The organism is Streptomyces sp. NPDC002446 (assembly GCF_053595675.1).
In genome coordinates this window covers 1-25,133 of the sequence record NZ_JBSFYC010000028.1, presented here as the reverse complement: position 1 = coordinate 25,133, position 25,133 = coordinate 1, and the positions used below count along the sequence as shown (strand labels likewise).

Genomic DNA, 25,133 nt, shown 5'->3' with positions numbered 1-25,133 from the left:
CACAGTCTCCTTGCTGTCTCTCAGCGGTCAGTTTCCGGTGCTCAGGCCGCACAGGGCGTCGTAGAGCGGGTGGTAGAGCGTGCGTACCAGGGCGGGGTCTGCGGGGTCGGGAAACGATTCGGGTGCGGTCTCGTCGTCGAAGTAGGGCGCGAGGACGTCACGAAGCTTGATGAGCAGACCGTCGTCGTTGCGCCGGCGTCCGCTCCGGGTCGCCGCCGCGGGCGGGGCCCCGGCCTCGGCGAGGGCGGGGGCGAAGGCCGCGTCGACGAACACCACACGTGCGGGCACTCCGCCTCGCACCAGACGGCCGATGACCTGCCAGATGGTGACGAGCTGGTCCCAGGCGAAGGACGTCTTCTCCGCGTCGCTGAGCCGGGAGTAGATGTAGCGACGGGACAGCAGGCGGCGCCATTCCTTCCGGGCTGCGAGGCGGAAGCCGAGCCCGGCGGCGTCCAGGTCTGCTGCGTCGGCCACAAGCTTGCCGAAGGTTCCCGCTTCGGGATCCGGCTGGTCGCGGACGAACCTGGTGACCCAGTCGTTGACGGCGAAGACGGCCAGCGAGAGGTCGTCGGGACGCGGGTGGGGACGGGCGAGGAAGAGCACGGTCCCGAAGGCGGCCTTGTGGCTCTGGTTGAGGATGTTGTGACCGCGCTCGATCGCCATCAGGGGTGCGACCAGGACTTCAGCGTCCTCGTCCTTGGCGAAGGCAGCCAGGTCGCCACGGCGTACAGCGGAGGCACCGATGAAGTCGCCGGAGGCCGTGTCGCCGGGGCCGGTGTGGTCGAGCTCTGCCTTGTCGGAGGCCAGGACGCGGACCTTTCCGCGCCAGCGCGGCATGCGTTCAAGGAGGTCGGCGGCGGTCCTGGCGTCCTGGTAGCTGCCGACCAGGAGCAGTGCCCGTCGGCGTTCCCCGTCCTCGATCCGCCGCAGTTCCCTGTCGAGGAGCGATGTGCTGCCCGGGGCCGACTTCCCGAGCTGGGTGACCATCTGGGCCAGGACCCGTTCACGGGTGTCGAGTTTGGCTCCGGAGAGCGTGAGCGGGGTTCCTTCGCCGTCGTAGAGGAACAGCGTGGTGAAGCGGGTCCGCCGGATCGAGTCGACGGCGGCCTGGTGGGGTTTGAGGATCGCTTTGACCGGGGCCATGACGTGTGCGCGGGTCGATGTTCCGGCCCAGCTGGTGCCGGACATGAGCAGCACGTGCGGTCCTGGGCGGCCCGCGGCGGAGTCGGCTCCCAGTGCGGGAAGGTTGAGCAGAAGCTCCCGGCCTACGCCGGCGCACCGGAAGAAGCGGAGGGTGCCGCTGCGCTGTTCGTCGCCATCTGGGCCTCGCTCCGGGTCTTCGGGCAGGTACTGGAATCCGAGGACATTGCCCATCGGGGCTTCCGGCACTACCGGTGCGTAGTCCAGGGGCGGTCTGCGGGACAGTTCGTTGTCGGCGGTGTCCAGGTGGAGGGCCGCCTCGGCCTGCGGCCACAGGAAGGTGACGCGTTCGAGGCGCTGATGCAGTGCGGCCAGTACCAGGGTGAACTCAAGGCGCCGTGCCTCCCGCTCCAGCCAGGGCTCAGTCCCCCAAGTGTCCACGGGATCCCGGGCGGGCTTCCCCGGCTCGGGTGTCTCTTGGCGCAGGGAACCGTCCAACAGGGGCGACCCGATGAGCAGGGTGTCGAGAACGGAGCGGACGCGTTGGCTGGTCGCCGTCTGGTCGAGGTTGTGCAGGAGATCTCCGGTCCTGCGGATCAGAGTGTCTGTGAGGTCGCTGTGCGGGCCGCGATCACCGAGCGGGTCGTCGCGGAAGGCGTCGAGGACCTCGGTGACTGCGTTGCGGCGGGTATCCCACGGCTCTGTACTTGGGGTGCGCGGCATGGATGCGGGACCGTCGGACTCGTCGTCAGAGTCGTACACCTCGGCGTCGGAGGAGATCCCGTCGGGGAGGGACCCGTCGGCACGCGGCCGGGGGTACCACTGGTTGACGAGCTTCTCCTGGAGCGTCCAGGCGCTGAAGTACTCGATGTCCGCCCACTTACGAAGGTCGTCGTCGGTGATCAGCCTGCGATAGAGGCGATTGGCAGCGATGTGGACGATGTCCAGGGAGGCCGACCAGCGTTCGACATCGCGCGCCGAGAGGGGCAGGCGGCCCTGCCGGGCCAGTTCATCGATCTTGTGGATGCCGAGTCGGTCGAGCCAGGATTCCGGACCACGCACGATCAGCGTCGCTGACGGGGCGAAGGCGGTGTCGAGCTGCATCTGTACGCGGTCTGCCTCGTCGACGATGACGATGTCGCTGCGTAGGCAGGCGAGTTCGAGGTGCCTCAGACGTTCGGCGTTGAGGTGGTTCGGGACGGCGCTCTGCAGCAAGCTTGCCGGGTTGGCCACCCAGATCAGGGCGTCGACCAGGTCTCGGGCGGTGGCGTGCCGGGGGCAGACGCTCCACATCGGACAGCCGTGGTCGGACCGGGAAGCCTCAGGCTCCACTCCCCTTGTGCTCTCCTCCGTATGCCCTTCTGACACGTCGTGCCGGTACACGGGCATCGGGATGTCCCCGGCTGCAGTCGGGCCAGGTTTCTTGACCGGGCGTAGTTCCGTGCAGGGGGCGTCGACATAGCGCAGGGGTTCGGCCGCTTCCAGTCCGCGCTGCGCGTCGAGGACGCACACCGTGCTCAGATCGTCGAAGGCCGGGTCGTCGTGCTGAAGCAGGGATGCCTGGCCGCGTGCAGCGAGTCGGCGGTGCAGCCGGGATGCGTGCTGCTCGCGGGTAGTGCCGCCAACGACAGGAGCGGCCTTCAGCCCCAGGTCCCGGAAATGGCCGACTAGGCTGAGCTGTTCGGCGACATCGCCAACAACTAAAGTGGTACGCAACCCCTTACGTGCACCCCAGACGGCGATGAGATTCATCAGGGTGCTCTTGCCCGCACCCACCATGCCGACCAGGTGTAGCAGCTGGTCCAGGCGCAGCACGCTCGTCTTCTCGAAGTGCAGCCCATCGGCGGCCAGGACATCGAGTTGCAGGTCCGCCAGGCGCCGCACCCAATTCCCGGAGGGGAGGCCGCCAGCGGTCTCGGCTTCCTCCATCCAACCTGCGGTATCGGTGAGTTCGGCCAGTGGAATGTCCAGGGGTCGGCCAGCGGTCCCCGGGACCCGGCCAAGGTCGTGGCCAGTCGCCGGCGGAAAACACAACTGCTCGGGGATGGTCACGGAGGCCGGCCGGTGCCGCTCGGTGAACCGTGCCTGGCCCGCCGGGGCAGGCTGCAGCACGCGCTGATCGAAGTCCGGAAGTCGGGACAGCGCGCGCTCGAACCTGTCGAAGCGGTTCCCTGCGACGGTCGGCTCAACCCGCCGCGCCGGCCCTCCTCCCTCGGGCAGCCGGTATCCGCGGAGCCGTTCGGGCAGCTGGGCATACGTCTCCAGGCACTGGAGCCACATGCGGCGACGACGCAGCTTCCACAGCAGGTGGCGAGCCACGTCCAGCCTGGCGCTCTGTGCCGGTGTGGCCGCGATACCCGCGGCCACGGCGAAGGGGTAGCCGCCCAGGAGGGTATAGACACCATGGGCGTCGCGGGACGGGTCGAGACTCTCCATCAGGTAGAGGCCAAGTTCCACCTGGCAAAGAAGGGAGGGGTTTACGTCCTGATGTTCCTGGGGCCAGACCGGTTCCAGGGCTTTGGCCAGTGGCTGGTACCACTCGCTGCTGTTACGCACGGGGGGATCCGTTCGTCGGTGCGGAGTCCGTCAAGTGGGGGCCGCCTGCCCCGCGGAGCCGGGCGGTGGCGAGTGCAACGAGCCGGTCGTCGGTGAGCAGAGGCAGGCCCTCGGCGGAGCCGGGGCGGTTGCGCCGGTACGTGCCGAGGTAGTCGCGGTGGGCTTCGGCCTGTTCGCGGGGGACCACCCAGCACGACTCGTCGTAGGGCGGCTCCGGGCGGACGGGTTTCGCGGACCGGCCGAGCAGGCCGGGATGCTTCCAGTCCTTGACGTCGATGGCCCAGACGTGTCCGTCGGGGAAGGTCACGCGCAAGTCGTAGGCGTCGAAGCCGGGCCAGAGCTGAACCTCAAGCCCTAGCGCGCTCAGCCGAGCCTCCAGTTCGACCTCGGCACGTCCCGGGCTGGTGACGAACTGCCTCAGTGGTCGCATCAGCTGCAGCAGTCCGGCCGCGTCGGCCCCGGCCAGGGTCCGTCCGTGCGGCGGCGCGCCCCGGCGCCGGCACCGGTCTCGCTCACACCACCATGCGCCGCCAGCGACCGGCGTGAGCAAGGTCAGGCAGCGACCGCAGGTGACGTAGGCTCCCTCGAATTCGTAGGAGGCCGGGACCGCCGCGTAGCACTGGTCCAGGAGTTCTTGTATGGGGGCGAGGAACAGGTCGGTATCGGTCTCGAACCGTTCCACTCCGGTGAGCACCGGGCGTTCGACCAGGAGCCTCCGGAAGGCTGCGTAGGACTCGGGCGACGACGCCTTGCGGCACAGGCGCATCGCCGTGTGGATGACCTCCCGGTCGAAGTGCGCAGCGCCGGCATCCTTGCCTCTGATCCACCACTCGTGGCACAGCTGGGTGGGGACCAATGCCTCGGGGTCCACCAGATAGTCATCCGGTCCGAAGGCATCCGGCGGCAGGTCGAGGGGCCAGTCCTCCAAGGGGCGGCTGTGGCACCAGAAGAGCAGCTCCGGCAGGCTGCGGGGAATCTCCTCGACACCTTTTAGGAGGCAGGCGAGGACGGTCCGATCGAGAGCGCGCTGAGCTTCGGCCGGATAGGGCAGCCTGAAGGAGGAGAGCGACCCGAGGTCGGCGAGCTGGATCACCGCGCCGGCCAGCGTACGGACCAGGCGTACGTCGGGGAAGTCGAGCCAGTCGCCACCCTGGGTAGCGTGGGCATCGGAGGCGGTGGTCATCGGTGCTCCTGCTCTATCGTGGCGAGATGTTCGATGCCCGGGTGGCACCATTCAAGGGCTTCGCAGCTGCCGCAATGCCGGCCTGGATCGGTCGGGTAGTCCTGATCCCGAGCCCAGGGCTGGGCGAGTTGCGCGATCACTTCTCTCGCTTCGTCGACGGTCCCCGGGCGCGAGGGGTCCAGCTCCTCAAAGGTCACGTCGTCGGTGTGCAGCAGTTCGAGCTCCACCCTGGAGCGCGCCACGGCACCGCCCAGGACACCGGCGGCCAGCATCAGTACGCCGAGCGCCAGCTGGGGGTAGTGCTTCAACAGCGACTCCCCTTCATAGAGGTACCTGCTCGCAGTCTTGGTCTCCCGCCAGATCCAGCCCCCACGACGGGTGTGGAGCAGATCGGGCGTGGCTATCAGGACAAGATCGAGCTCGGGGTCGTAGCAGACCGCCTGGTACTGGACACGCACCTCTTCCTGTGCGGCGAGACCGTCCAACGGGCAGTAGAAGGCGTGCTGTTCGAGCATGGCGGCGCCGTCGAACGCTTCCTTACCGCTCAGGTGCAGGCCGCCCGCGCCCCAGGACGCAGGGTCCACCGGGCCGGGGAGCTCCTCACAGCTCCGGTAGGGCGTGCTGCCGTGCCGCTGGTTCAGGACTTCGTCGACCACGCGGCCGCGTCGCACTTCCGGGCTCTCGGGATTCGAGGAGCGCAGTTTGAGCTGCCGCGTCGCGTGGTACTTCGCGGGGCAGTCCCGGTAGGCGCGCAGATCGGTGACCGAGACGCTGCGCCGGGGTCGCCGGCGCTCCGGCGGCGTGATCCTCAGCAGTTCCGGGCTGCGCGGGAGGGCCTCGCAGCCAGTCAGCGCCTTGCAGTCCACGCAGCCGGTTCCGGGACGGGTCCCGGTGCCGTCGATGGCCTGGCGTAATGCGGGCCATCCCTCCGCCGTGAAGTGCTGCCGCGCCTCCTGCCTGTTCCAGTCGAGCAGCTCGTTGTGCTTGCCGTCTCCGCAGCCGAATTCGATGACCCGGACTTGCTCGGGCAGGGCGGTGCGGTGCTGCGGGAGTTCGTCGAAGGGGATCGGAGTGTGCCGCTTCCGCCACCCTCCGCGCGCTGGCCGCCCTCTTGCCGCGACGTACGCGGCTGCGGCCTTTTCCCCCTCGGGGCGATCTTCCTTGGCGGCGCCGAAGGTGAGCAGCCACAGTTCCCTGGTGGAGCCGTCGACAGCCGCGTAGCGGCGTCCCCAGGCGGTCGTCTCGTAGGTGTCCGCGCCCCGGGCGTCGACCGGCCCGGGATCCTTGCCGACCACCCACGTGTCACGGACCGGAACGGTGAGCGGGAGACCGGCGGCCTGGCGGGCGTATTGGTCCGCCACCCGGGCCGCCAGATAGCGCCGGACCGCCTCGACCGACCAGGACAGCAGTATGGGGTGCGCTTCACGACGGCGGTAGAGTCCGAAAGTCCCCTCCGTGCGCCTGAGTTCTCGGATCACCTGCTCCGGGTCGTTGCGCTCATGTTCAATGAGGTCGAGCGCATCCATGAAGACCTTAAGCGTGAAGTCCTGGAATTTTTCGAAGAGTTTCGGAGGTTCGGGATCAGCAATCAGCATCGGGCGGGCGTCGCTGCCGCGTTTCGTGGGGCAGTCCCGGGGGTCGAGCCGCGCCGCACCGAGGTTCGTGCGCACCAGCTTGATGTCACCCCTTGTCCCGGCGGGGCGCGGCCAACTGCTCATAGTTCCTCCAAGCGGTATGGCAGGACAGCCCGTTGCGACACTGCAGAGGACGGCGCGACGGGTGGCGGGCGTCTCCAGCATGACACAGGAGAGCTGTGAACTAAGTCCATGCACAAACCTGTCACCGATCGCTTTACACTGGGACGCCTCCGCCACGCAACGGTCCGGCGGAACCGGAAACCCGCCAGCGTCGCGCCTCTCCTGCGCGTCGGACGCGGGACGCTTCAGAGGCAAGGGGCGGCATGAAGAAGGACGATGTGCTGGGCTGCCGGTACAAACTGCTCAAGCATCTGGGCAGCGGCGGCATGGCCGTGGTCTGGCAGGCGAAAGACCTGCGGGGCGAGAAGCTGGTGGCCATCAAGTGTCTGCGCACAAAAAGCGATCTCCTGGACTCACTCGACGAAGACGAGGCACACGACGAACTGCGGCGCATGCGTGGCCGCTTCCGGCGTGAGGGCGCCCTACTCGGGCGGCTGAGCAACAGGAGCATTCCCGAGCTGTACGACCAGGGCACCCACGGCTCCGAGCCCTACCTCGTGATGCGCTTCGTCGCCGGCAAGCCCCTCCACCGCTTCCTGGACCAGTACACCCCCACCATCGAGGTCGGCGCAGCCATCGGGGTCCAGATCGCCGAGGCGCTGGCCTGCGCCCACGATCTGCCAGTGGTGCACCGCGACCTTAAGCCGTACAACTTGATCATCGACGAGAACGGCGTCGTCGTCCTCATCGACTTCGGCATCGCCAAGCCACTCTGGCCCGGCGTCACGGACTACACCCAGCACGGTTCCACCGTAGGCAGCAGGGGGTACGAGGCCCCGGAGCAGATCCTGGAACGTCAGATCACCCCGAAGGCCGACTTGTACGCGCTGGGCTGCGTCCTCTACCACCTGCTGACCGGCCACCCACCGTTCTCCGGGGACGGCTTGAAGGACCAGCATGTGCATGCCGCACCGATCCCGCCGACCTGTCACGTCGGGCACATCCCGGCGGACCTGGAGGAGCTGGTCCTGAAGTTGCTGGCGAAGGAGCCGGAGGGCCGGCCGGAGGACGCCCGCGCGGTCGCGGATCTGCTGCGGAAGTACGCGCCCCGCCCGGGTGACGCCGCCCCTTCCCCTCGGCTGGAGCCGGACCCTACGCGTCCGTTGCGCTTGCCGGATGAGTACGACCTGCCCGCCGCGCCCGCGACACCGGCGGCCGTGGCCAGTCCGAGCAGGAGGCACCGCGGTTCCGGGTTCCTCAGTCGCCGGATGTTTCAGGAGGTCGCTGCCGAGGCCAAGACCGAGACCGATTCCGGTGAACCCGCGAGCGCGGTGGACAAGCTGGTAGAGCTATTGCCCGCCGCCCGCCGGGACTGGGGCGTCTTCGACCCACGGGTCCGGGCCGCCTTGCGCGTGGCCGCGAACGGCATGCGCGTCGCCGGGCGTTGCAAAGAGGCGATCGCATTCTACGAGGCTCTGGCCCTACGGACTGAGGGCAGTACGAGCCCGGACGATCTGGCCGACTACCTGGAAGGCACTCTCGGCGCGGCGGAGTGCCGTATCCCCTTCGGCGACCTGCTCCCCGCCGCGGCAGCGCGGGCCATGGTGCTCGAAGAGCTGCCCCGCGTCACAGGCCCTCGCGCCCAGGTGCTGGCCGAGCGGTGCCGCGAGGTCGGCATCGAGCTCGAGGAGCTGAGCTTCGAGGCGTAGGCGGACGGCCTGGCGTGGGTGGCTCCTCCGCGCTCGCCTCAGCGATGCAGGGCGGCCGACTCACCGGCGCGATCTGTGCAGCCTTCCCGCCACAAGCCCGTCCCCCAGGCCCCGGACGAGATCCTCGCCCACCGCCGCGACCGAGCGGAGCGACTCCTCAAGTGCCAGCAGTTCCCTGAAGGCCGTCGCGTACGGCCGCTGTTCGGCGAGGGAGAGCTGAAGCACCCGCAGTTTGCGTACGTCGATACGGGCCGAGCTGGAGGTGTGGGAACCGGCCTGCCGCGCGTTCGCCGGAGCGCGCAGGCAGCCCGCGAGGAACCAGGGGTCGAGGAGTTCGCGGTCCGGGCGCAGCGCGTAAAGCTGGGGTCCGAGCACCAGGGGCGTGTCCTCTTGGACCCAAACGCGATACGCCCGCTCGACACCCGCCACGACGACATCTCCCGGCTCGGCCACGGTGAACGAGCCGGTGTTGGCGCCCTTCTCCACCTCGGCCCAGGCGAGCCAGCCCCCAGGCCCCCCTCCCTGGACCAGGTCGGGAACGCTCAGGACCGGTACCGCACCATCCGGAAGCGCGTCACCGTGCAGCAGCTCGCCGGGAAGCGTCTGTCCCTGCCGCAGTTTGAGCGCGTGGGCACGGTCCAGGTCCGAGACCGTGACCGTGGACGCGGCATCGCCGCCCGCCGACAGCTCGATCGCCGCGAGGGACTGGGAATGGCCGCGTACCTCGTCGAGCAGGCCGTCCAGGCGCCCCCAGGATTCATGTCGCTTGGCCTGGGCCTCCACAGCCGTCTCAGGTACATGGCGGGCGGGCGTGAGATCCGTCTGTTCATCGAGCAGATCCATCACGGGTACGGTGACGCACCCCTCTGGCAGCTTCTTCCTCGCTCCCGTCATCCGTGCCCCGGACCAGGAATGAGCGTGTACCGCGTCGAGTACCCGGCCACTCAGCCGCACCCAATCGATGCTCTGAGCTCCCCGGGCCGCCCCCTGCGGGGTGGCCGCGTCGAGTAGGAACAGGCGTTCGCCGGGAGCCGCTCCGCCGTCGGACGCGGGCATCCGGAGAATCCACAACTGGAGCGAGACGCTGTGCGGTTGCGCGGCCCCGGCCGGCAGTGCGACGACTCCCCGCAGCGCGCCCGTGCGCAGCAGCGCCCCGCGGATGCGCCTGCCCGCACGCCGGGAGGCCACCGCCGGCGGCAGCACGAGTACGGCCACACCGTCGGGCACCAATCGCGCCAGCGCGTGCTCGATCCAGGCGAGTTCAGGCTCGGTCCTCGGTGGCAGGCCGTAGACCCAGCGGGGATCGGTGGCCAGTTCCTCGTGGCCCCAGTCGCGCGCGTTGAACGGGGGGTTGCACAAGACGATGTCGGCCCGTACGCGACCGTGTGGGTCTGCGCGGAGCGAGTCTCCTGCCCTGATCTCCGCGCCCACCCCTCCCCCGCCTGCGCGAGCGAAGCCCAGCCGGGCCGCTGCCAGCGCGGCAAGCGCCGGGTCAAGGTCGGTCCCGAGGAGCACCGGAGCTGTGGAGTTGGCCTCAGCCCCCCACTCCCGCATACCCTCACCGGCGGCCAGGAGCAGCCCACCGACACCACATGCGGGGTCGAGGACGGTCGTCCCTGCATCCCCGCCCCCTGCCCCTCCGGCTCGGACGGCTAGAGCGATGTCCGCCATCAGCCGGGCCAGTGGGGCCGGAGTGGTGCTTACCTGCCGTACATGGGCATCGAGCCAGCGCGAAAGCAGGAAGTCGAAGGTCTCACGGCCTCCTTCATGGCGTGCAGCGTCGACCGTCTCGTCCACCACCTGAGCAGCCTCTTCCGGAAGGAAGGACTGCTCCGGCACGGCCTGGTCCGCGCCTTCCGCAGCGAGAAGGCGGCGGCCAGCTTCCGCAAGCGCCGCGCCCATGACTGCACGCTCTCCCAGCGCCTCGTAGTGCGGCCACAGCCGCTCGCGCAGCCCAATTCGCTCGATCTTCCCGTGGGCGTGGAGCCATCGCTCGACGTCGGCGAGGGAGAACTGCGGGCTGGTGTCCGTTCCGCCGACCGCTGTCGGGAACGAGTCGTGGCGGCGCCGCCAGTTGCTTACTGCCGCTCGACCAACACCCGCGATGCGTGCGATTCCCGCCAGGGTGACGGGCGCATCGATGGAGTCTGACATGTGATTCTCCGAGCGGGGGGCGACTTTCGGACGGGGCCTGGCACGGGACGCCATCACCGTAGCCCAGCCACACTACACAAGCCAATCATTGACTGAGTTCACAGCTGCTTTACCAATCGCGCATCCTTCCGCCCATACCACCCCAACCACTGGCGGGAGGACCATGAGAGGCGTCGGATGCGGAACCTGCCCCCGGCCAGCACTACCGCTTCGAAGGAGCCTCTGGAGCATGGCTCGTGGCCGAAAAACGGTAGCGGACCAGGTCGATGCTGCGCCGGGGCTCCCTCACACGCAGCAACACCAGCCCGACCGCCCGCGGCCTCCGCAAACCCCGTTCCTAGGTCACCGTCTGCCGGGGCACACGCACCCACCTACTCCACCCCAGAGTCGTTAACTTCCCTTGAGGTAGGGAAGATAGGGAAAGGGCAGTGCTGACGATCACGGTCAAGCCAGCCGAGGACCGCCATGCGGCGCCGCTCCAGATCATGCTCCAGCGGCTGGTGACTGTCGGCGCTGCCGACAGCTCTGGCCCAGCCATCAGGTAGCTGACACCAAGATCCGGACCATGCACGGACCAAGGAATGCGGTCGGTGACCGACCGTTAGAAGCACCTGCCCGGCCGGCCAGGACCTTAGCAGCACCAGCCGACGACGGAGACCTTGGGCTGCTGTCCCATCCGCATCTCGATGGTGGGGGTCAGACCGGCGGATGCACAGGCCCGTCGCACCGGTGGCAGCAGCGACAGACCGGATTCGCCCGAGAAGACGATCACTGCTCCACTGTGCTCGGCTGTGGTTTCACCTGGGGCCACACCTCGCTCCGCCAGGTCACCACCGCCTTCTCATCGCGCTCGTAGGCCCTGCGCGTGAGGGTCTGCCGCGACCAGCCGTGTCGCTTCAGCAGCCGCCGCCCCCGGACTACGTCGCCCCCGTCCACATCGCCACCGCCGCCAACAGCCACGGTGCGACGACCTGGGACCCACCCGGCTACCGCGCGCAGTACCGGAAGATCTGGGGCAGATAGGTCCAGGTAGGTCCCAGGACACTCCACACCCAGCCCCCTCGCCGCGAGCACTCCCCGATCCCGTCGCGGGCGACGATCCCGCCAGCGCCAATCCTCATCGGCACGCTCTACGGCACCGAGTCTCCGACTGCCCCCTCGCCGCAACCGTCGGGCTACGCAGCAGCCCACACCATGCCAAGGGGCGTGGGCCAGCGGAATAGCTGATGGGCCGTCACAAAACTTTCGTTAGACAATTGCATGTCTGAGTGGATTTGCCCTACGACACCCCCCGCCTGACAGACCTACCGCCACCACTTCCTGGAGCACTACGGGCCGCATGTACTGGTCCCGCTAACCGGAATGCACCGGCCCGGTCACCGGCATCGACCTGCCGGACGGCTTCCACACATCCACCAGCGCTGCATGAGCACCTTGGGTCCAATTCGCGCGAAGGGTTGACCAGTTGGCCCTGGCATGTATTCTCTAATTGAGAGACGGCATCGTTTAGGAAGACCTCGGTAGGCAACGGAGGGATCCTTGTTAGACCGGTTCGGCTGGCAGCTGCAAGTGAGCGATCCAGTTACTTTCAGTGGACATATCCATAACGAGGCTCACCTTCACGGGGTACATGGTTTCATCAGGGGGCCCGTCCATGACCATTTAGCTATTGAATTGCTTACTCCTCGCTCGACGCCCCGGAGGGGCGATCGCGTAAAGGTATGCACAGACAATCTGGAGTACGGGCATTTCGGCGTGACTTGCGATGCCGGTATGCGTGACATTTTCCTTGAGAATTTTACTAAGAATTGTGTAGAGTCCGCCGTTTGCGCAAGACTTCAAAAATTCACGCCCGTTCCCGAGCAGCGGCAGCGTAAATGGCTAAAGAAACGTGTCGCTAGCCGACTCAATTCCCAGCACATGACTGGGCGAATCTCATCGTGTCCGGTTCGGGCGAGGGCGGGACCCGTAGCGCAACGAGGCCCCTCAATGGGATGACGCGGCAGTGTCTGGATCGGCATCGAGACTGCCCGCCGCTACGTCAGCGAGGGCATCGATGCCCTCGCTGCGCTGGCCCCCAGCCTGGCCGACACACCCTCGCCACCTCCGGGGAAGAGGTGCGCCTGCCGCTGGACGGCGCCTTGATGTCCGCCTGGCGCTGCACCAGCCTGACCACCGCGGCCAGCCAACCCGGATCCGCTCTACCAGTCCCTCTCTACCAGGCCAAACACCGCGAACACGGCATGTACGTGCATGCAGGCGCTGACCATCACTGAGAGGGCCAACGCCGCCCTTGCACGCCTGCGAGCCCCGCAGAGCTGCCCTTCGCCCAGCTCAAGAGCTGGCGCGCAAGGACGTAGATGAGATCTGCTCACTGAACCCTATTAGTCATCGCTGGCAACCCGGTTTCGCGGCTCTCTAATTGCCGTCAGCCGGGAAGGATGAGCGGATTGAGCACACCCCACCCAAATGGTCAAGCATCGGATGCGCATGCCGTCGTGCCTGTAGAAGTGGTACGGGATGCCGGGGGGCGATGCTCCCCTCTTCGCAGAGAAATAACAGCGACAGACAAATAGCAGCGACGACGCAGCGACGACATCTCACTTAACAAAGGGGAAAATCTTGACTGAAATATTTTCCGGTCGGCATCTCGAGATCGCCTGGCCCGAATTGGATATCACCGTGACCGCGGAACTCGACGGTCGCAACGCTGAGCTTGCCGACGCGCTGTGGGAGGCGTTGCCCTACCAGAGTCTGCAGGGACACGCGCTGATAGCGGGACAGCATCTGTATCACGCGGCACCGATACCGTCGCTGCTGCATCTGTCCGCGTCTACTCGGATAGCAGATCGACGCGAGGCGCCCGATGGGACCGTGTTCTGCTCCGCGCTACAGCATTTAGGCATCAAGTACGGCACGTTGACCGAACCGATGCCGGCATCCCCGGTGGGCCGGATCCGGCAGGAGGATATGCCCGCACTACTGGAGGCCGGAAAGGCGGTCTGGGATTCGGTCTATTCGACGAAGAAGCCGATCCTGGCGGAGGTCCGTAAGGCGGGAACCGAAGGCGGCCACCGTATTCCGCGTTTGACCGCCGCAGATCCCGACGCGAGCCGTCTCATCCACGACGTGTACACCGCGACCGAGCGGGCTTGGCTGTCCGCACCACAGGAGCTCGCCGATCTCCACGAGGGGGTGATCCCTTCCGGGGCAGGGAGTTTTGAGACGGTATTACCCACTCTGTTGTTCGTCAACGGTGAGACCCGCCCGTTGGGGTACGCCACCTACGGTGGTCTGGTCCGGGCCGCGGTCCAGGGCATGCCGATGGATTCATTGCGTCACATGGCGCGCCTGCTGATCGGTATTCCGGCCGAGTTTCTGGGCTACTGCGGCCTGGAGCAGCTTTGGAGTTTCACCCAGCGCTTCCTGGCCTGCCTCGACCAGCTCGATCGCGACGACTTCCTGAGTGTGGCAAGCCAACTGGCCCTCTACATCAACTGTTTGGGCGGCTGGAATCTGCACCTGTACCCGTGGGATTCCGGAGATCACCTGCGCCAACTGCGCCCCAGTGAATCGGTCCGCCAGTCATGAGCCAACTCCCCGAACGCGCGGACGCCGTCGTCATCGGCGGGGGCGTCATCGGCAACTCCATAGCGTGCCAGCTTGCCGAGGCAGGCGTCGGTACCGTCCTGCTGGAGCGTGGCGCGCTCGGATCGGGATCGTCCGGGACCACTGCGGGCGTGGTGCGTACCTACTTTCCCGGCAACGCTCTCATCAGCAGTCTTGCCGTCCGGAGCCTGGCGGCTTACCACGCCTTCACCGAACGGACCGGAACCGACCTCGGCTTGAAGCGCATCGGCTTGCTCGTGCTGTTCACCGACGAACACCAGGTGCAGGACTTCCGGCACACCCAAGGTGCCCAGCAGGCAGCCGGAGTGGACGTCGAACTCGTCACCGCTGCTGAAGCAGCGCGGCTCAACCAGCTGGTAGACGAGCGAACCATCCTGGCTGCGGCCTGGTCGCCCGAGGCCTACGCCTGCAATCCCGCCGCGATCGTGCGCGGCTATGCCACAGCCGCCCGGCAGGCCGGCGCCATCCTGCAGACGGAAACACCCGTCACCGGTATCGCCCCAGATGGGCGGGTCCACACGCCTGCGGGCAGCATCCGCGCCGACACCATCGTCTGCGCGGCAGGCCCCTGGGCGGGAACGGTCGCCGCCATGGCCGACGTGCGCATTCCCGTGACCACATACCCCGTCGAAATGCTCCTGACCGATACGCCCGGCAGTGCCCCGCGCAACGCTCTGCCGATGACGATGCACCCGTCCAGCCTGCGGATTCGAAGCTGGGGAGACCGCATCCTCGTCGGGATGGGCCGCCCTGCTCCGGATGAAACCCGACAGGCCTGGCTACAACGGGTGTCACACCACCTCGGCACGACCTTCCCCACCCTCGCCGGCGACGGCCTAGAAAGCGGGTGGAGCGGAGACCTCGATGTCAGTCCGGACGGGATGGCTTTCATCGGCCGCGATCGCTCCCGCCCGTTCCTCTACGCGGCTGGATTCTCCGGTCAGGGACTGTGCCAGGCACCTGCCGCCGGAGAGATCATCCGAGACCTCGTGCTCGGCAAGGAATCCTGGATCGACACGGCCGGCTTCTCCACCGCCCGCTGCCTCAGTGGTTCGGCCGAGACCGGGTAGGAAAAGCGGGTGGTTGCGGGTCGGGGTTCGCGGAGTGCCCGCCGCGGATCGCTTGGTCGAACGCTTCCTTTTCCTCCAGGGTGGCGTTCGTGTTGGCGGTGAGGTGGGTGCGGCCCGCGTCGCGGTTGTGCGCGAGGCCCCGCATTGATGAAACCCAGGGTGGGGTGAAGATGAAACCCAGGGTGGGGTGAATGGGGATATCTGCACCGGCGGCGGATGTCTTGTGTCTGCCTGCAGCGGGGCTACCGATGCCCGCCCTTCAAGGGCAATGGCAATGGGCCCTGTATGACTGGGACTTGGTGGCGCGAAGTAGCAGTCGCCGGGCGTTGTTCAGTTCTTTCGAGAGGGAAATCCATGGTCGAGCACACTGGCGGAGAGTTCGTTCGGGAGATGATGCGGTGGCACTTCAGCCCGGAGACCGGGTCACCGTTCTGGCTGAAACGGGCCGAGACCCTCGACTTTGATCCGCTGACCGATGTCCGGGATTTCGACGATCTCGGCTTGTTTCCCAATGTGGTGGACGAGCTGCGTGATGTCGGCGTCCGTGAGCTGATCCCCCGTGGCTACGGCGACGAGCACAAGGCGTCCGTCTACGAAAGCGGCGGTACCACAGGGCAGCCCAAGCGAGTGACGTACGCCGCGGAGTGGCACCGGAGCAGCGTCGAATGGTTCAGTGAGCGACTGGATTCTCACGGCGTACCTCGAAATGTCGACTGGCTCAGTGCGGTGCCCACCGGGCCGCACAATGTCGGAGCAATGGCGGTCGACACCGCGATGTCTCGGGGTGGGCTGAACTTCAGCATCGATCTGGACCCGCGATGGGTGAAGAAGCTGCTCGCGCAGGGCCGGACGGACGTGGCCGACGCCTACACCGATCACCTCATCGAACAGGTCGGCTACATTCTGACCAGCCAGGATGTGGGCGTCCTCTTCGCCACCCCGCCGATGCTGGAGCGCCTCGCGCAGGACGACGATCTGGTCGAGTTGGTGAACCGGAAGGTTCGCGCGATCATCTGGGGTGGTACACATCTGGACGCTGACACCCGAGATCTGCTGCGCGACGAGGTGTTCCCAGGCGCCAAATTCGTCGGCGGGTACGGCGGCACGATGATGCTGGGGACATCGGTGGAGCGACCCGGCCTCGGTGACGACGAGCCGTGCGTGTTCGACTCCTTCGCTCCGTACACCACGTTCCGGGTGATCGACCCCGACACCGGCCGGGTTGTTCCGTACGGCGAGCGCGGGCAGATAGTCGTGCATCACATGAGCCGAACTGCCTTGCTGGTCAACAATATCGAGCGGGACTACGCAACCCGGATCGCACCGCTGGACGGCGGCTTCGGTGATTCGGTCGCGGACGTCGCACCCGTGGCGTCCTTCGGCGATACGAAGGTGATCGAGGGCGTGTACTGATGGAGGGCGTGTACTGATGTTGCCCCTGGACGTTCTCGGCCCCGGCGGCCCTTATCGGTCCCGGCGCCAGGAGACCATTCGAGATATTGCCGGAAACCCGGTCGCGACACTGAGTCTCGCACCCTCGCTCTACATCACCCGCGCGATAAAGGCCCTGCGCCGAGCGCCGGCGCTCCCCGTCGACACGCGGATCGCGGCGTTCGCACAGGCGGGCCGGGCTTTCGCCACGCAGTCGATTGCGGGACTGACGCCGGAGGAATATCAGCACACCGTCAGCGCGGTAACCGGGATACCGATCACGGTGGTGCGCAATGCCACCGACGACATTGCGCGGGCCGCCGAGCTGATCCACCACAGCGTGGAGAACGCGCGGCCGGCCGCTGCGGTCGGCTCGTGGCGCGATCCGCGGGCCCGGAGCGGTGCGGCGGTGTGGACCCGGCGCGGTGAGGTGTTCGCCGTCCATGCGGCGGGCAATCACCCTGCGGTGCACCAGGGTTGGTTCGATGCCCTCGCGCTCGGCTATCGCGTTGCCGTGCGTCCCTCCCGTCGTGAGCCGTTCACCCCACATCGGCTGGTCACTGCCCTGCGCGAGGCCGGTTTCGGCGATGAGGGAATCGCGTTGCTGCCCACCGACCACAACGTGGCCGACGACATCCTCCGGCACGCCGACTTCGGAATGGTGTACGGCGGTGCGGATGTCGTGGGCAAATATGCGGGCGATGGACGCATTCTGCCGCAGGGCCCCGGGCGCTCCAAGATTCTCATCACCGCCGAAACCGAGTGGGAGCCGATCGTCGACACCATCGTGGAGTCGATCAGCGGTGGTGGGGGCGTCGGTTGCGTCAACGCCACCGGCATACTGGTCGAGGGCGACCCCTCCCCCGTGGCCGCGGCGATCGCCGAACGCCTCGCCACGCTGCCCAGCCTGCCCGCGACGGACGAACGCGCAGTCCTGCCCGTGATGCCCGTCGGTCCCGCCCGTCGGTGGGACGCGTATCTGCGGCAGCGGGCAGCGGGCACCAAGGCGTGGCTCGGTGGTGACGGGATCGTCGGCGATCTCGGCGACGGTTCCGCGGTGCTCCGGCCGGCGGTGCACCAGCTCGACAGCCCGTTCGCCGAACAGCTCGGGATGGAATTGGGCTTCCCGTGTGCGTGGGTTGCACCGTGGGACCGTGAGGCCGGGATCCGGCCGCTGCGCGACACCCTCGTCCTCACCGCCGTCACCACCGACGCGAACCTGATCGACGAATTGGTGGCCGAGCCGACCATCGCCAACGTCTACGTCGGCGACCATCCGACACCGTGGATGGCGCACGGCCTGCCGCACGACGGCTACCTCGCTGAATTCCTCATGCGCACCAAGACGATTCGATGCTGACCTGACCGACGAGGATGCCGTGCCGAGCACCACCCCATCGGCTGCCGAGGTCAACAGTGGTCAGCAATGGTCTGCCAGGTGCGACGTGTCGTTCAGCAATTGCACCGACGCAGTCCCATCCCCGTAATAGGCCACGGCCGACAGCGAGGCCGCCGAAAGCTCCATCCTGAACAGCGACTCGGGCGGCGCGCCCAGCGCCAGCCGAACCAGCGTCCGCAACACCCCGACATGCGAAACGACCAACACCGTCTGTCCCTTGTACCGTGCCAGGAGCCGGTCCCGTGAGAGCGCGGCCCGGCGCGCAACCGAGGTGAACGTCTCCCCGGTTCCGCCCGGCACCGCCGCCGGAGAGGCGCGCCATGCTGCCAGCTCGTCCGGGTAGCGCTCGCGCACCTCGGCGAACGTAAGTCCCTCCCAGACCCCGAAATCCGCCTCACTGAGCCCTTCGTCGACTTGGACTTCCAGGCCCAGCCGTCGTGCCGCCGTCTCGGCCGTCTGCTGGGCTCGACGCAGCGGTGAGGACACCACAGCCCGCACCGCGCCACGTGTCACGAGCATCCTCGCGGCGGCCTCGGCCTGCCGTCGCCCGGTCTCCGACAATTCCGGGTCGGAGCCGCCGCTGCCGGACAACCGCTTCTCCGGTGTCAATGCCGTCTCACCGTGGCGTAGCAGCACAAGGGTCGTGGGGGTGCCCGTGCCTGTGCCCTGGTCGGCGAGCGCGATATTCATGCCGGCCGCTTTACGACTGGTTCTGGCGCCGATGGAAATCGGGTCACCCCTTTCAATCACAGCCCCGGTCGTCGGCGGCATTGTGGCGAATGGTGTGGTGCAGCGAAGTGCGGCGTGGTTCAGCGAAGCTCGGCGATGACCGGCGCGAAGTTCTCCATGTTGTATTCCATGACCGTGAAGTAGGTGAAGCCGTAGCGTTCGCGGCGTTCCTTGATTTGTTGCGCCATCTCCGCCGGGGTTCCGGTCAACACGCTGGGCAGTTCCTCGGGGCTGTGCTCGGTGTCGGGCGGCAGCGGCTCGAACCTGTCAGGTACCGCGGCGCGTTCGGCGGGCGGAATCACCTGCTGCACCAGGAGATTCAGCTCCACGGCGTCGGCGCGGTCACCGAGTAGGCGGCGCACGTAGGCGACCCGTTCTTCCGTCTGCGCGCTTCCGGCCAGTTGGAGCACATCACCGGTGGCGTTGGCCCAGCCTCCGGTGAAGGCGATGATGTCGGCGTGCGTGGCAGCCAGCCGCAGCAGCCGGTCGCCCCAGCCCCCGATCAGCAGTGGCGGCCCGGATGGTTGGGCCGGACGCGGCTGATATTCCGTGTCCGCAAACAGACGGCGCAACGTGGTGACGGTGTGTTCCAGCTGTTCGACCCGCTTTCCACCGCTGGGGAACGATATCTCCGCGGTGTCGAACTCGGCCTTCACGTATCCTGCGCCGAGCCCGAGTTCCATACGCCCGTCGACGAATTGGTCGGTGCTCGCCACATCACGCGCGAGAAGGACGGGGTTGTAGAACGGTGTGTTCAACACGAACGTGGTCAGCCGTACCCGTTCGGTCGTTTCGGCTGCGAGCACCATTGCTGGAAACGGCGCGGAGAACCCCAGATGATCGGCCACTCCGACTACATCAAAACCGAGTTCCTCGGCTCTGCGGCACTTCGCGATCCACTCGCGTCGCGATCCGGGAACGAACATGTTGACACCGAAGCGGAAGGGGCGCTGTAAAGGCATTATGCCTGTATACCACACCATGATTCTCCCGTCATTCGGCTGAGTGGAACGACGTCATCTTGAGATGACGTCATCTTGGAACGACGTCACCTCAATCAGTTATCCATTGAGCCCTTTTCGGCAAGTCATAGTTGCGGTACGTGACCGCGTGCGGGTCGTCGAGATGGTGACCTGGTGTCAAATATGCGCATCTTGCGATGCTGTTGCGCGGCCACCGCAGGCGGCTCGGCACCCGCAAGGCACCGACGCCCCGGGCGTCTTCAAGCAGGCCGTGCTGGTGCTGCGCTGGTTCGCCGGTGCGGATCAGCCGTTACACGCTGCATCGCTGGACCGCTGGATCCCGGACGGAGTGGAGCCAGGGCGGGTTCGGCGCCCTGGCTCCCTCTCCGCACCGGGCTGCGGCTCACGCTGGCGGCCCGGCTCAGACTCCGGAGGAGACCTCAGCCTTCTCGTTGGACCCCGTGTCCTTGCCCTCGGCCGCCGCCAGCCTGCGGTTGCGCCGGACCGAGGAGAAGAAGGACCAGGCGATCAGGGCGACGCCGACCCCGCCGGTGATGACCTCGTGGATCTCGTACTGGATGGTGACGAGCAGGATCACGGCGAGGGCGCCGATCGCGTAGTGCGCGCCGTGCTCCAGGTAGACGTAGTCGTCGAGGGTGCCCTGGCGGACCAGGTAGACCGTGAGCGAGCGGACGTACATCGCGCCGATGCCGAGGCCGAGCGCCATCAGGACGATGTCGTTGGTGATCGCGAAGGCGCCGATGACGCCGTCGAAGGAGAAGGACGCGTCCAGGACCTCCAGGTAGAGGAACATGAAGAACGCGGCCTTGCCGGCCATCACGACCGCCGGGACCTTCTTGCCGCTCTTCTTGGCCTCTTCCTCGGCCTCGTGCTCGCGCTCCTCCTCTTCCTCCAGCTTGTTCTCGAAGTAGCCGGAGAGGCCGCCGACGATCAGGTAGGTGATCAAGCCCGCGACGCCGGCGATCAGGACGGTCTCCGCCTTGTCCACATGGATGCCGCCGTGCTGGTGGGCGTTGGTGGCGAAGGTCATCGCGGTGACGAGCAGCACTATGAGCGCGATGCAGACGGAGAGCATGTCGACCTTGCCGAGCTTGGCGAGCGGACGCTCCAGCCAGCCGAGCCACTTGATCTGCCGGTCCTCGAAGATGAAGTCGAGGAAGATCATCAACAGGAACATGCCACCGAAGGCGGCGATCGACGGGTGGGCGTCGGTCACCAACTGCTGGTACTTGTCCTTGTCGTCGAGCGCGAGCTGCACCGCTTCGATCGGACCGATCTTGGCGCTGATGGCGACGATCACTACCGGGAAGACCAGGCGCATACCGAAGACCGCGATCAGGACACCGATGGTGAGGAAGATCTTCTGCCAGAAGGCATTCATCTTCTTCAGGATCCCGGCGTTGACCACGGCGTTGTCGAAGGACACCGAGATTTCGAGGATGGACAGGATCGCCACGATCCCGAAGCCGGTCCACCCCCCGTAGAACACCGCCACGATCAGGCCGAGCGCGGTGACCGCGAACGACCCGCCGAACGTTTTCAAAAGCACTGGCTACCCAATCGTTTTGTACGGGGCTCCCCCGCGCCGTACCTGGCTTTACGAAACATTGACCTCGAAGTCTAGAGCGATGCCTCTCAGCCCTGACACGTACCCCGGGCCAACGGCGCGGAACTTCCATTCGCCGCCGTGCCGGTGGACCTCGCCGTAGGCCATCGCCGTGTCCGTGGACGGGACTTCGCTGAGGTCATAGCGGGCGAGCTCCTGGCCGTCGGCCTGGTTCACCACGCGGATGAACGCGTTGCTGATCTGGCCGAAAGTCTGCCCGCGGTCGTCGGCGTCGTGGACCGAGACCGGGAAGACGATCTTGTCGCAAGTGGCGGGCAACCTCGGCGCGTACGACCCCAGACCGTACGACCCCCAGACCGCCATCCCGCTGTTTCATCCGCGCGACGGACTCGAGAGGTATGACGGAGGGACGGCCTCGGCCCGCGCCGCCTCCAGCGCGAGCCGTGCGAAGGCCCGTACCGCGCCGGTGCTGTCGCCGGCGCGCCAGACCAGTCCGTAGCCGACCGGGGCGGCGTCGTCGAAGGGGAGGTAGCAGATGCCGGGGCGGGCGTAGTAGGTGGCGGTGTGTGCGGCGGTGAGGAAGGCGCCCTTGCCGGCGGCGACGAGCATCAGCGCCTCCTGCATGTTGGTGACGCCAGGGCCGTGCGCGATGGGGCGGCCGCCTGGGGTGTGCGCGGGGACGTGGTGCTCAAGCCGGTAGTCGGGGAGTTCACCGGCGATCGTCAGCAGCACCACCTTGGCCAGGTCTTCGAGCGAGACCCGTCGGCGGGCGGCGAGCGGATGCCCGGAGGCGATGGCCAGCACCCGCTCCTCCGTGAGCAGCGCGGGGCCCTCGCCCAGGTCCTCCTCACGCACCGGGAGCTCGGTCAGCTGGACGTCGAACTCGCCCTTGCGCAGCGGTCCGTACGGATCGGACAGCGGCACCTCGCAGATCTCCACGTCGAGCTCCGGGTGGCTCGCGCGCAGCGCCTCGGCTGCCCGCAGCACGATCTCCCCGGCGGGCGGGCCGGAGAAGCCGACGTGCAGCACCCCGCTGATGCCGCGCGCGGCAGCGGCGGCCCTGGCGAGGGCCGCGTCGATCGCGCGGTGGTGGGGTTCGAGGTCCTCGCGGAGCTGCCGGCCGAGGGCGGTGAGGGCGACCCGGCGGCTCGTACGGACGAACAGCGGCGCGCCGACGCGGCGTTCGAGCCGCTGCACGAGCTGGCTCACCCGGGCCCGGGACAGCCGTATGCGCTCGGCCGTGCGGCCGAAGTGCAACTCCTCGGCGAGGATGAGGAAGCACTCCAGTTCGTCGCGCTCCATGGGCAACCTCCGCTCCCCGGAATTCCCCGGATCGGTAAGCCTGCCTGAACGAACATTGCGATCTTCGCTGTTGTTCCCCCTCCCCGGCCGACCGAGGGTGAGGGAGCGGGAGACGCCCCCGTCCCCCGCCCCACCCATACACCCATGTCACTGAGGAACCGAGGGATCCAAAGATGCAGATGAGCGCGAGAAACTGGGGCGTGCTGTTCGTCCTGTGCGGGGCGATCTTCTTGGAGGGCATCGATGTGGCCATGCTCAACGTGGCCCTCCCGTCGATCCGTGCGGACCTCGGCATGTCCACCGGCGAGCTGCAGTGGGTCATGAGCGCTTACGTCCTGGGCTACGGCGGCTTCATGCTGCTGGGCGGCCGAGCGGCCGATCTCTTCGGGCGCCGCCGGATGTTCGTCTTCTGGCTGTCCGTCTTCGTGGTCTTCTCCGGCCTGGGCGGCTTCGCCACCGAGGGCTGGATGCTGATCGCCGCGCGGTTCGTCACCGGCGTCGCGGCCGCCTTCATGACCCCGGCCGGCCTGTCCGTCATCACCACGAGCTTCGCGGAGGGGCCGCAGCGCGACCGGGCCCTGCTCGTCTACTCCGGCACCGCGGCCGGCGGCTTCTCCATCGGCCTGGTCGTCGGCGGGCTGCTCACCGCGGCCGACTGGCGCTGGGTGTTCTTCGCACCGGTCGCGCTGTCCGCCGTCCTCCTGGTCGCCGCGCTCGCCCTCGTGCCGAAGTCGCCGCGGGAAGACCGGGCCGGGCGGGGCGTCGACCTGGTGGGCGCGATGACCGTCACCGCGGCCATCGTGCTGCTCGTCCTGGGGGTCGAACGCGCCTCGCACGCGGGCCTCGGCCAGACCGCCGGCACGCTGGCTGCCGGCCTCGCCCTCCTCGCCGTCTTCGCTGCCGTCGAGCGCCGCGCCGCCACCCCACTCGTCCGCCTCGGCATCCTCCGCCGCGGTTCACTGGTCCGCGCCAACCTCGTCGGGCTGCTCTTCGCCGCCGGCTTCTTCGGCTTCCAGTTCCTGGTGGTGCTCTACCTCCAGGAACTGCGCGGCTGGTCCACGCTCCAGACGAGCTTCGCGATGATCGTCATCGGCGTCGACGCGATCCTGTCGCCCACGCTCACCCCCAAGCTCGTGGGCCGGTTCGGCAACGCCCGGGTGATCTTCGGCGGGCTGCTGCTGGCGGCGCTCTCGTACGGCCTGTTCCTGCCGGTCGGCGCCGACTGGACGTACCCGATGATGCTGCCGAGCCTGATCCTCCTCGGCCTCGGCTTCTCGCTGGCGTACGGACCGCTCACCATCGTCGCCACGGAGGGCGTCGCGGAGTCCGAGCAGGGCCTGGCCGGCGGCCTGCTCTACACCTCCTTCCAGTTCGGCGCCGCGCTCGGCCTCTCCGCCGCCACCGCGGTCAACGTCGCCGCCACGGATTCGGGCAGCCCCGCCGCCCTGCTCGACGGCTACCACGCCGCCCTCGCCGTCCCGCTCGCCACCGCCCTTCTCGCCGTCGCCGTCGGCGCGTTCGGGCTGCGGGGCGGGGGCCGCGCGGGCACGGTGCCGGGCGCCGTGAGCACGGACCCTACGGATGGGGTGGGCCGTACAGACGGGGTGGGCCGTACGGACGGCGCGGGCCGTACGGACGGCGCGGACCGTACGGAGACCCGCACCGCGGTCTGAGGCGCTGCCCTCCGACGCACCCGCCGCGGGGCTCCCCCCAGGGCCGTCCCTACGGTTCGGTGACGGTGACGGTGGCGGCGGTGCGGGAGAGGGTCGCCCGTACCCACTTGCCGCCCTGGGGGTCCGGACCGCACGTCCAGGAATCGGCGAGCGCCGCGATGATCAGCATCCCGCGTCCGCAGTCCTCGTCGCGTCCGGCCGCACGCTGGACGGGCAGGATCGCGGACCCGTCGTGCACCTCGATGTGCAGCACATCGGAGTGCAGTGCCAGCCGGAGCGTGATCGCGGGATCCGGCCCGTGCTCGTGCCCGTATGCGGTGGGCAGCCGGCCGCCGTGCCGAATGGCGTTCGTCGCCAGTTCGCAGACGATCAGTACGGCCGCATCGATGAGTTCTTCGCTCTCGCCCCACAGCCGCAGATACTCCGCGGTGAAGGCTCGCGCTTGCCGGGCGGAGGGCAGGACTGCCGGCAACCTGAGCGAGGCAGAAGTCAGTTCGACATCACGACGGATGGCGAATTCAGCCACAGCAGTCATTTCCTTAACCCTTCAAATAAACAAGCCTGCAGGCGATCAACACGGCCGCATCAGCGGGATTTGCTCATGTGAGCAACCTGAGCTCATATATTTAATTTCTCTTCCATTAAAGATCCGTCAAAAGCGGTGTCAATGGTTTTGGGTGCCTTTTTCGAAAGATGAGCGGTTACTGCTCGGACGAGCGGTTTTGCCCCACGTTCGTCACGGTGTGCACCGGGTCGGTGATGTCCGGTCAGCGGCAGGTCATTTCACGGCGCCGAGGGAGAGGCCCTGGACGAGTTTGTCCTGGGCGGCGAACCCGGCGATGAGCACCGGGAGGGAGATGACGGTGGCGGCGGCGCACACCTTGGCCAGGAACAGGCCCTGGCTGGTGAC

18 protein-coding genes and 3 pseudogenes are annotated in these 25,133 nt (G+C 67.6%); 8 read left to right on the top strand and 13 right to left on the bottom strand.

What is annotated here, in order from left to right; genetic code table 11:
- Positions 1 to 27: 27 nt before the first annotated feature.
- From ACWD6P_RS17875 to ACWD6P_RS17865, 3 genes are read right to left on the bottom strand one after another with little or no spacing between them, the layout of a single operon-like run.
- Positions 28 to 3,696: a pPIWI_RE_Z domain-containing protein gene (locus tag ACWD6P_RS17875; protein ID WP_451445044.1), complete on the bottom strand. Its 3,669-nt coding sequence runs from the start codon at positions 3,694 to 3,696 to the stop codon at positions 28 to 30.
- Positions 3,689 to 4,879 (bottom strand): pPIWI_RE_Y domain-containing protein, encoded by a 1,191-nt coding sequence (locus tag ACWD6P_RS17870; RefSeq protein WP_451445043.1) that lies wholly within the window; start codon positions 4,877 to 4,879, stop codon positions 3,689 to 3,691. The genes ACWD6P_RS17875 and ACWD6P_RS17870 overlap by 8 nt, the downstream gene beginning before the upstream one ends.
- On the bottom strand, positions 4,876 to 6,549 hold the full coding sequence (locus tag ACWD6P_RS17865) for a PD-(D/E)XK nuclease family protein (protein WP_451445042.1): 1,674 nt from the start codon (positions 6,547 to 6,549) through the stop codon (positions 4,876 to 4,878). The genes ACWD6P_RS17870 and ACWD6P_RS17865 overlap by 4 nt, the downstream gene beginning before the upstream one ends.
- 290 nt (positions 6,550 to 6,839) lie before the next feature.
- Here ACWD6P_RS17865 and ACWD6P_RS17860 point away from each other — a divergent pair, with 290 nt between their 5' ends.
- The gene (locus tag ACWD6P_RS17860) at positions 6,840 to 8,285 is read left to right on the top strand and encodes a serine/threonine-protein kinase (RefSeq protein WP_451445041.1); all 1,446 of its coding nucleotides are present in this window, start codon (positions 6,840 to 6,842) and stop codon (positions 8,283 to 8,285) included.
- Between the two features lie 60 nt (positions 8,286 to 8,345).
- Here ACWD6P_RS17860 and ACWD6P_RS17855 read toward each other — a convergent pair whose 3' ends face one another.
- Entirely contained in the window at positions 8,346 to 10,082 is a 1,737-nt protein-coding gene (locus ACWD6P_RS17855) for an N-6 DNA methylase (protein WP_451445097.1), read from the bottom strand.
- On the opposite strand from ACWD6P_RS17855, the gene ACWD6P_RS17850 reads away from it, so the two are divergent.
- Positions 9,999 to 10,436, top strand: a complete 438-nt coding sequence (locus ACWD6P_RS17850; protein ID WP_451445102.1) for a hypothetical protein — start codon at positions 9,999 to 10,001, stop codon at positions 10,434 to 10,436. The genes ACWD6P_RS17855 and ACWD6P_RS17850 overlap by 84 nt on opposite strands.
- Positions 10,437 to 11,070: 634 nt before the next feature.
- Here the strand turns inward: ACWD6P_RS17850 and ACWD6P_RS17845 are convergent.
- Together ACWD6P_RS17845 and ACWD6P_RS17840 are read right to left on the bottom strand one after the other, a co-directional pair.
- Positions 11,071 to 11,211 carry a hypothetical protein gene (locus tag ACWD6P_RS17845; RefSeq protein ID WP_451445040.1) on the bottom strand — a complete coding sequence of 47 codons (141 nt, stop codon included), beginning with the start codon at positions 11,209 to 11,211 and terminating at the stop codon, positions 11,071 to 11,073.
- Positions 11,208 to 11,375: a winged helix-turn-helix domain-containing protein gene (locus ACWD6P_RS17840; protein ID WP_451445096.1), complete on the bottom strand. Its 168-nt coding sequence runs from the start codon at positions 11,373 to 11,375 to the stop codon at positions 11,208 to 11,210. The genes ACWD6P_RS17845 and ACWD6P_RS17840 overlap by 4 nt, the downstream gene beginning before the upstream one ends.
- Between ACWD6P_RS17840 and ACWD6P_RS17835 the strand changes: the two genes are divergently transcribed.
- From ACWD6P_RS17835 to ACWD6P_RS17815, 5 genes are all read left to right on the top strand, one after another.
- Positions 11,328 to 11,462, top strand: coding sequence for a hypothetical protein (locus tag ACWD6P_RS17835; protein ID WP_451445101.1), 135 nt, complete (start codon positions 11,328 to 11,330; stop codon positions 11,460 to 11,462). The two genes, ACWD6P_RS17840 and ACWD6P_RS17835, sit on opposite strands and share 48 nt — an antisense overlap.
- 1,599 nt (positions 11,463 to 13,061) lie before the next feature.
- Positions 13,062 to 14,030, top strand: coding sequence for a cucumopine synthase-related protein (locus ACWD6P_RS17830; protein ID WP_451445039.1), 969 nt, complete (start codon positions 13,062 to 13,064; stop codon positions 14,028 to 14,030).
- A complete protein-coding gene (locus tag ACWD6P_RS17825) occupies positions 14,027 to 15,139 on the top strand; it encodes an NAD(P)/FAD-dependent oxidoreductase (RefSeq protein WP_451445038.1) in 1,113 nt (370 codons plus the stop codon). The genes ACWD6P_RS17830 and ACWD6P_RS17825 overlap by 4 nt, the downstream gene beginning before the upstream one ends.
- A gap of 354 nt (positions 15,140 to 15,493) precedes the next feature.
- Complete coding sequence (locus ACWD6P_RS17820; RefSeq protein ID WP_451445037.1) at positions 15,494 to 16,552, top strand: AMP-binding protein; 1,059 nt, start codon at positions 15,494 to 15,496, stop codon at positions 16,550 to 16,552.
- Positions 16,553 to 16,568: 16 nt separating this feature from the next.
- Entirely contained in the window at positions 16,569 to 17,930 is a 1,362-nt protein-coding gene (locus tag ACWD6P_RS17815) for an aldehyde dehydrogenase family protein (RefSeq protein ID WP_451445036.1), read from the top strand.
- Positions 17,931 to 17,990: 60 nt separating this feature from the next.
- Here ACWD6P_RS17815 and ACWD6P_RS17810 read toward each other — a convergent pair.
- The 5 genes and pseudogenes from ACWD6P_RS17810 to ACWD6P_RS17790 form a co-directional block, all read right to left on the bottom strand.
- Positions 17,991 to 18,623 (bottom strand): annotated as a pseudogene (locus ACWD6P_RS17810) (histidine phosphatase family protein); the annotation flags it as partial.
- 155 nt (positions 18,624 to 18,778) lie between these two features.
- Entirely contained in the window at positions 18,779 to 19,660 is an 882-nt protein-coding gene (locus tag ACWD6P_RS17805; RefSeq protein WP_451445035.1) for an LLM class F420-dependent oxidoreductase, read from the bottom strand.
- Between the two features lie 421 nt (positions 19,661 to 20,081).
- Positions 20,082 to 21,230, bottom strand: a complete 1,149-nt coding sequence (locus tag ACWD6P_RS17800) for a DUF475 domain-containing protein (RefSeq protein WP_451445034.1) — start codon at positions 21,228 to 21,230, stop codon at positions 20,082 to 20,084.
- 48 nt (positions 21,231 to 21,278) lie between these two features.
- Positions 21,279 to 21,569 (bottom strand): annotated as a pseudogene (locus tag ACWD6P_RS17795) (TerD family protein); the annotation flags it as partial.
- A 51-nt stretch (positions 21,570 to 21,620) separates the two neighbouring features.
- Positions 21,621 to 22,550, bottom strand: a complete 930-nt coding sequence (locus tag ACWD6P_RS17790) for a LysR family transcriptional regulator (protein WP_451445033.1) — start codon at positions 22,548 to 22,550, stop codon at positions 21,621 to 21,623.
- A gap of 179 nt (positions 22,551 to 22,729) precedes the next feature.
- Between ACWD6P_RS17790 and ACWD6P_RS17785 the strand changes: the two genes are divergently transcribed.
- Positions 22,730 to 24,223, top strand: coding sequence for an MFS transporter (locus ACWD6P_RS17785; protein WP_451445032.1), 1,494 nt, complete (start codon positions 22,730 to 22,732; stop codon positions 24,221 to 24,223).
- A 49-nt stretch (positions 24,224 to 24,272) separates the two neighbouring features.
- Here ACWD6P_RS17785 and ACWD6P_RS17780 read toward each other — a convergent pair whose 3' ends face one another.
- On the bottom strand, positions 24,273 to 24,749 hold the full coding sequence (locus tag ACWD6P_RS17780) for an ATP-binding protein (protein WP_451445031.1): 477 nt from the start codon (positions 24,747 to 24,749) through the stop codon (positions 24,273 to 24,275).
- 252 nt (positions 24,750 to 25,001) lie between these two features.
- Positions 25,002 to 25,133: pseudogene (locus ACWD6P_RS17775) on the bottom strand (carbohydrate ABC transporter permease); the annotation flags it as partial.

What these genes read in the sequence shown, in the direction of transcription:
- ACWD6P_RS17870 (WP_451445043.1), bottom strand. Translation starts at nt 4,879, where the DNA reads ATGACCACCGCCTCCGATGCCCACGCTACCCAGGGTGGCGACTGGCTC.
- ACWD6P_RS17860 (WP_451445041.1), top strand. Translation starts at nt 6,840, where the DNA reads ATGAAGAAGGACGATGTGCTGGGCTGCCGGTACAAACTGCTCAAGCAT.
- ACWD6P_RS17850 (WP_451445102.1), top strand. Translation starts at nt 9,999, where the DNA reads ATGGGCATCGAGCCAGCGCGAAAGCAGGAAGTCGAAGGTCTCACGGCC.
- ACWD6P_RS17825 (WP_451445038.1), top strand. Translation starts at nt 14,027, where the DNA reads ATGAGCCAACTCCCCGAACGCGCGGACGCCGTCGTCATCGGCGGGGGC.
- ACWD6P_RS17820 (WP_451445037.1), top strand. Translation starts at nt 15,494, where the DNA reads ATGGTCGAGCACACTGGCGGAGAGTTCGTTCGGGAGATGATGCGGTGG.
- ACWD6P_RS17815 (WP_451445036.1), top strand. Translation starts at nt 16,569, where the DNA reads ATGTTGCCCCTGGACGTTCTCGGCCCCGGCGGCCCTTATCGGTCCCGG.
- ACWD6P_RS17805 (WP_451445035.1), bottom strand. Translation starts at nt 19,660, where the DNA reads ATGCCTTTACAGCGCCCCTTCCGCTTCGGTGTCAACATGTTCGTTCCC.
- ACWD6P_RS17790 (WP_451445033.1), bottom strand. Translation starts at nt 22,550, where the DNA reads ATGGAGCGCGACGAACTGGAGTGCTTCCTCATCCTCGCCGAGGAGTTG.
- ACWD6P_RS17785 (WP_451445032.1), top strand. Translation starts at nt 22,730, where the DNA reads ATGAGCGCGAGAAACTGGGGCGTGCTGTTCGTCCTGTGCGGGGCGATC.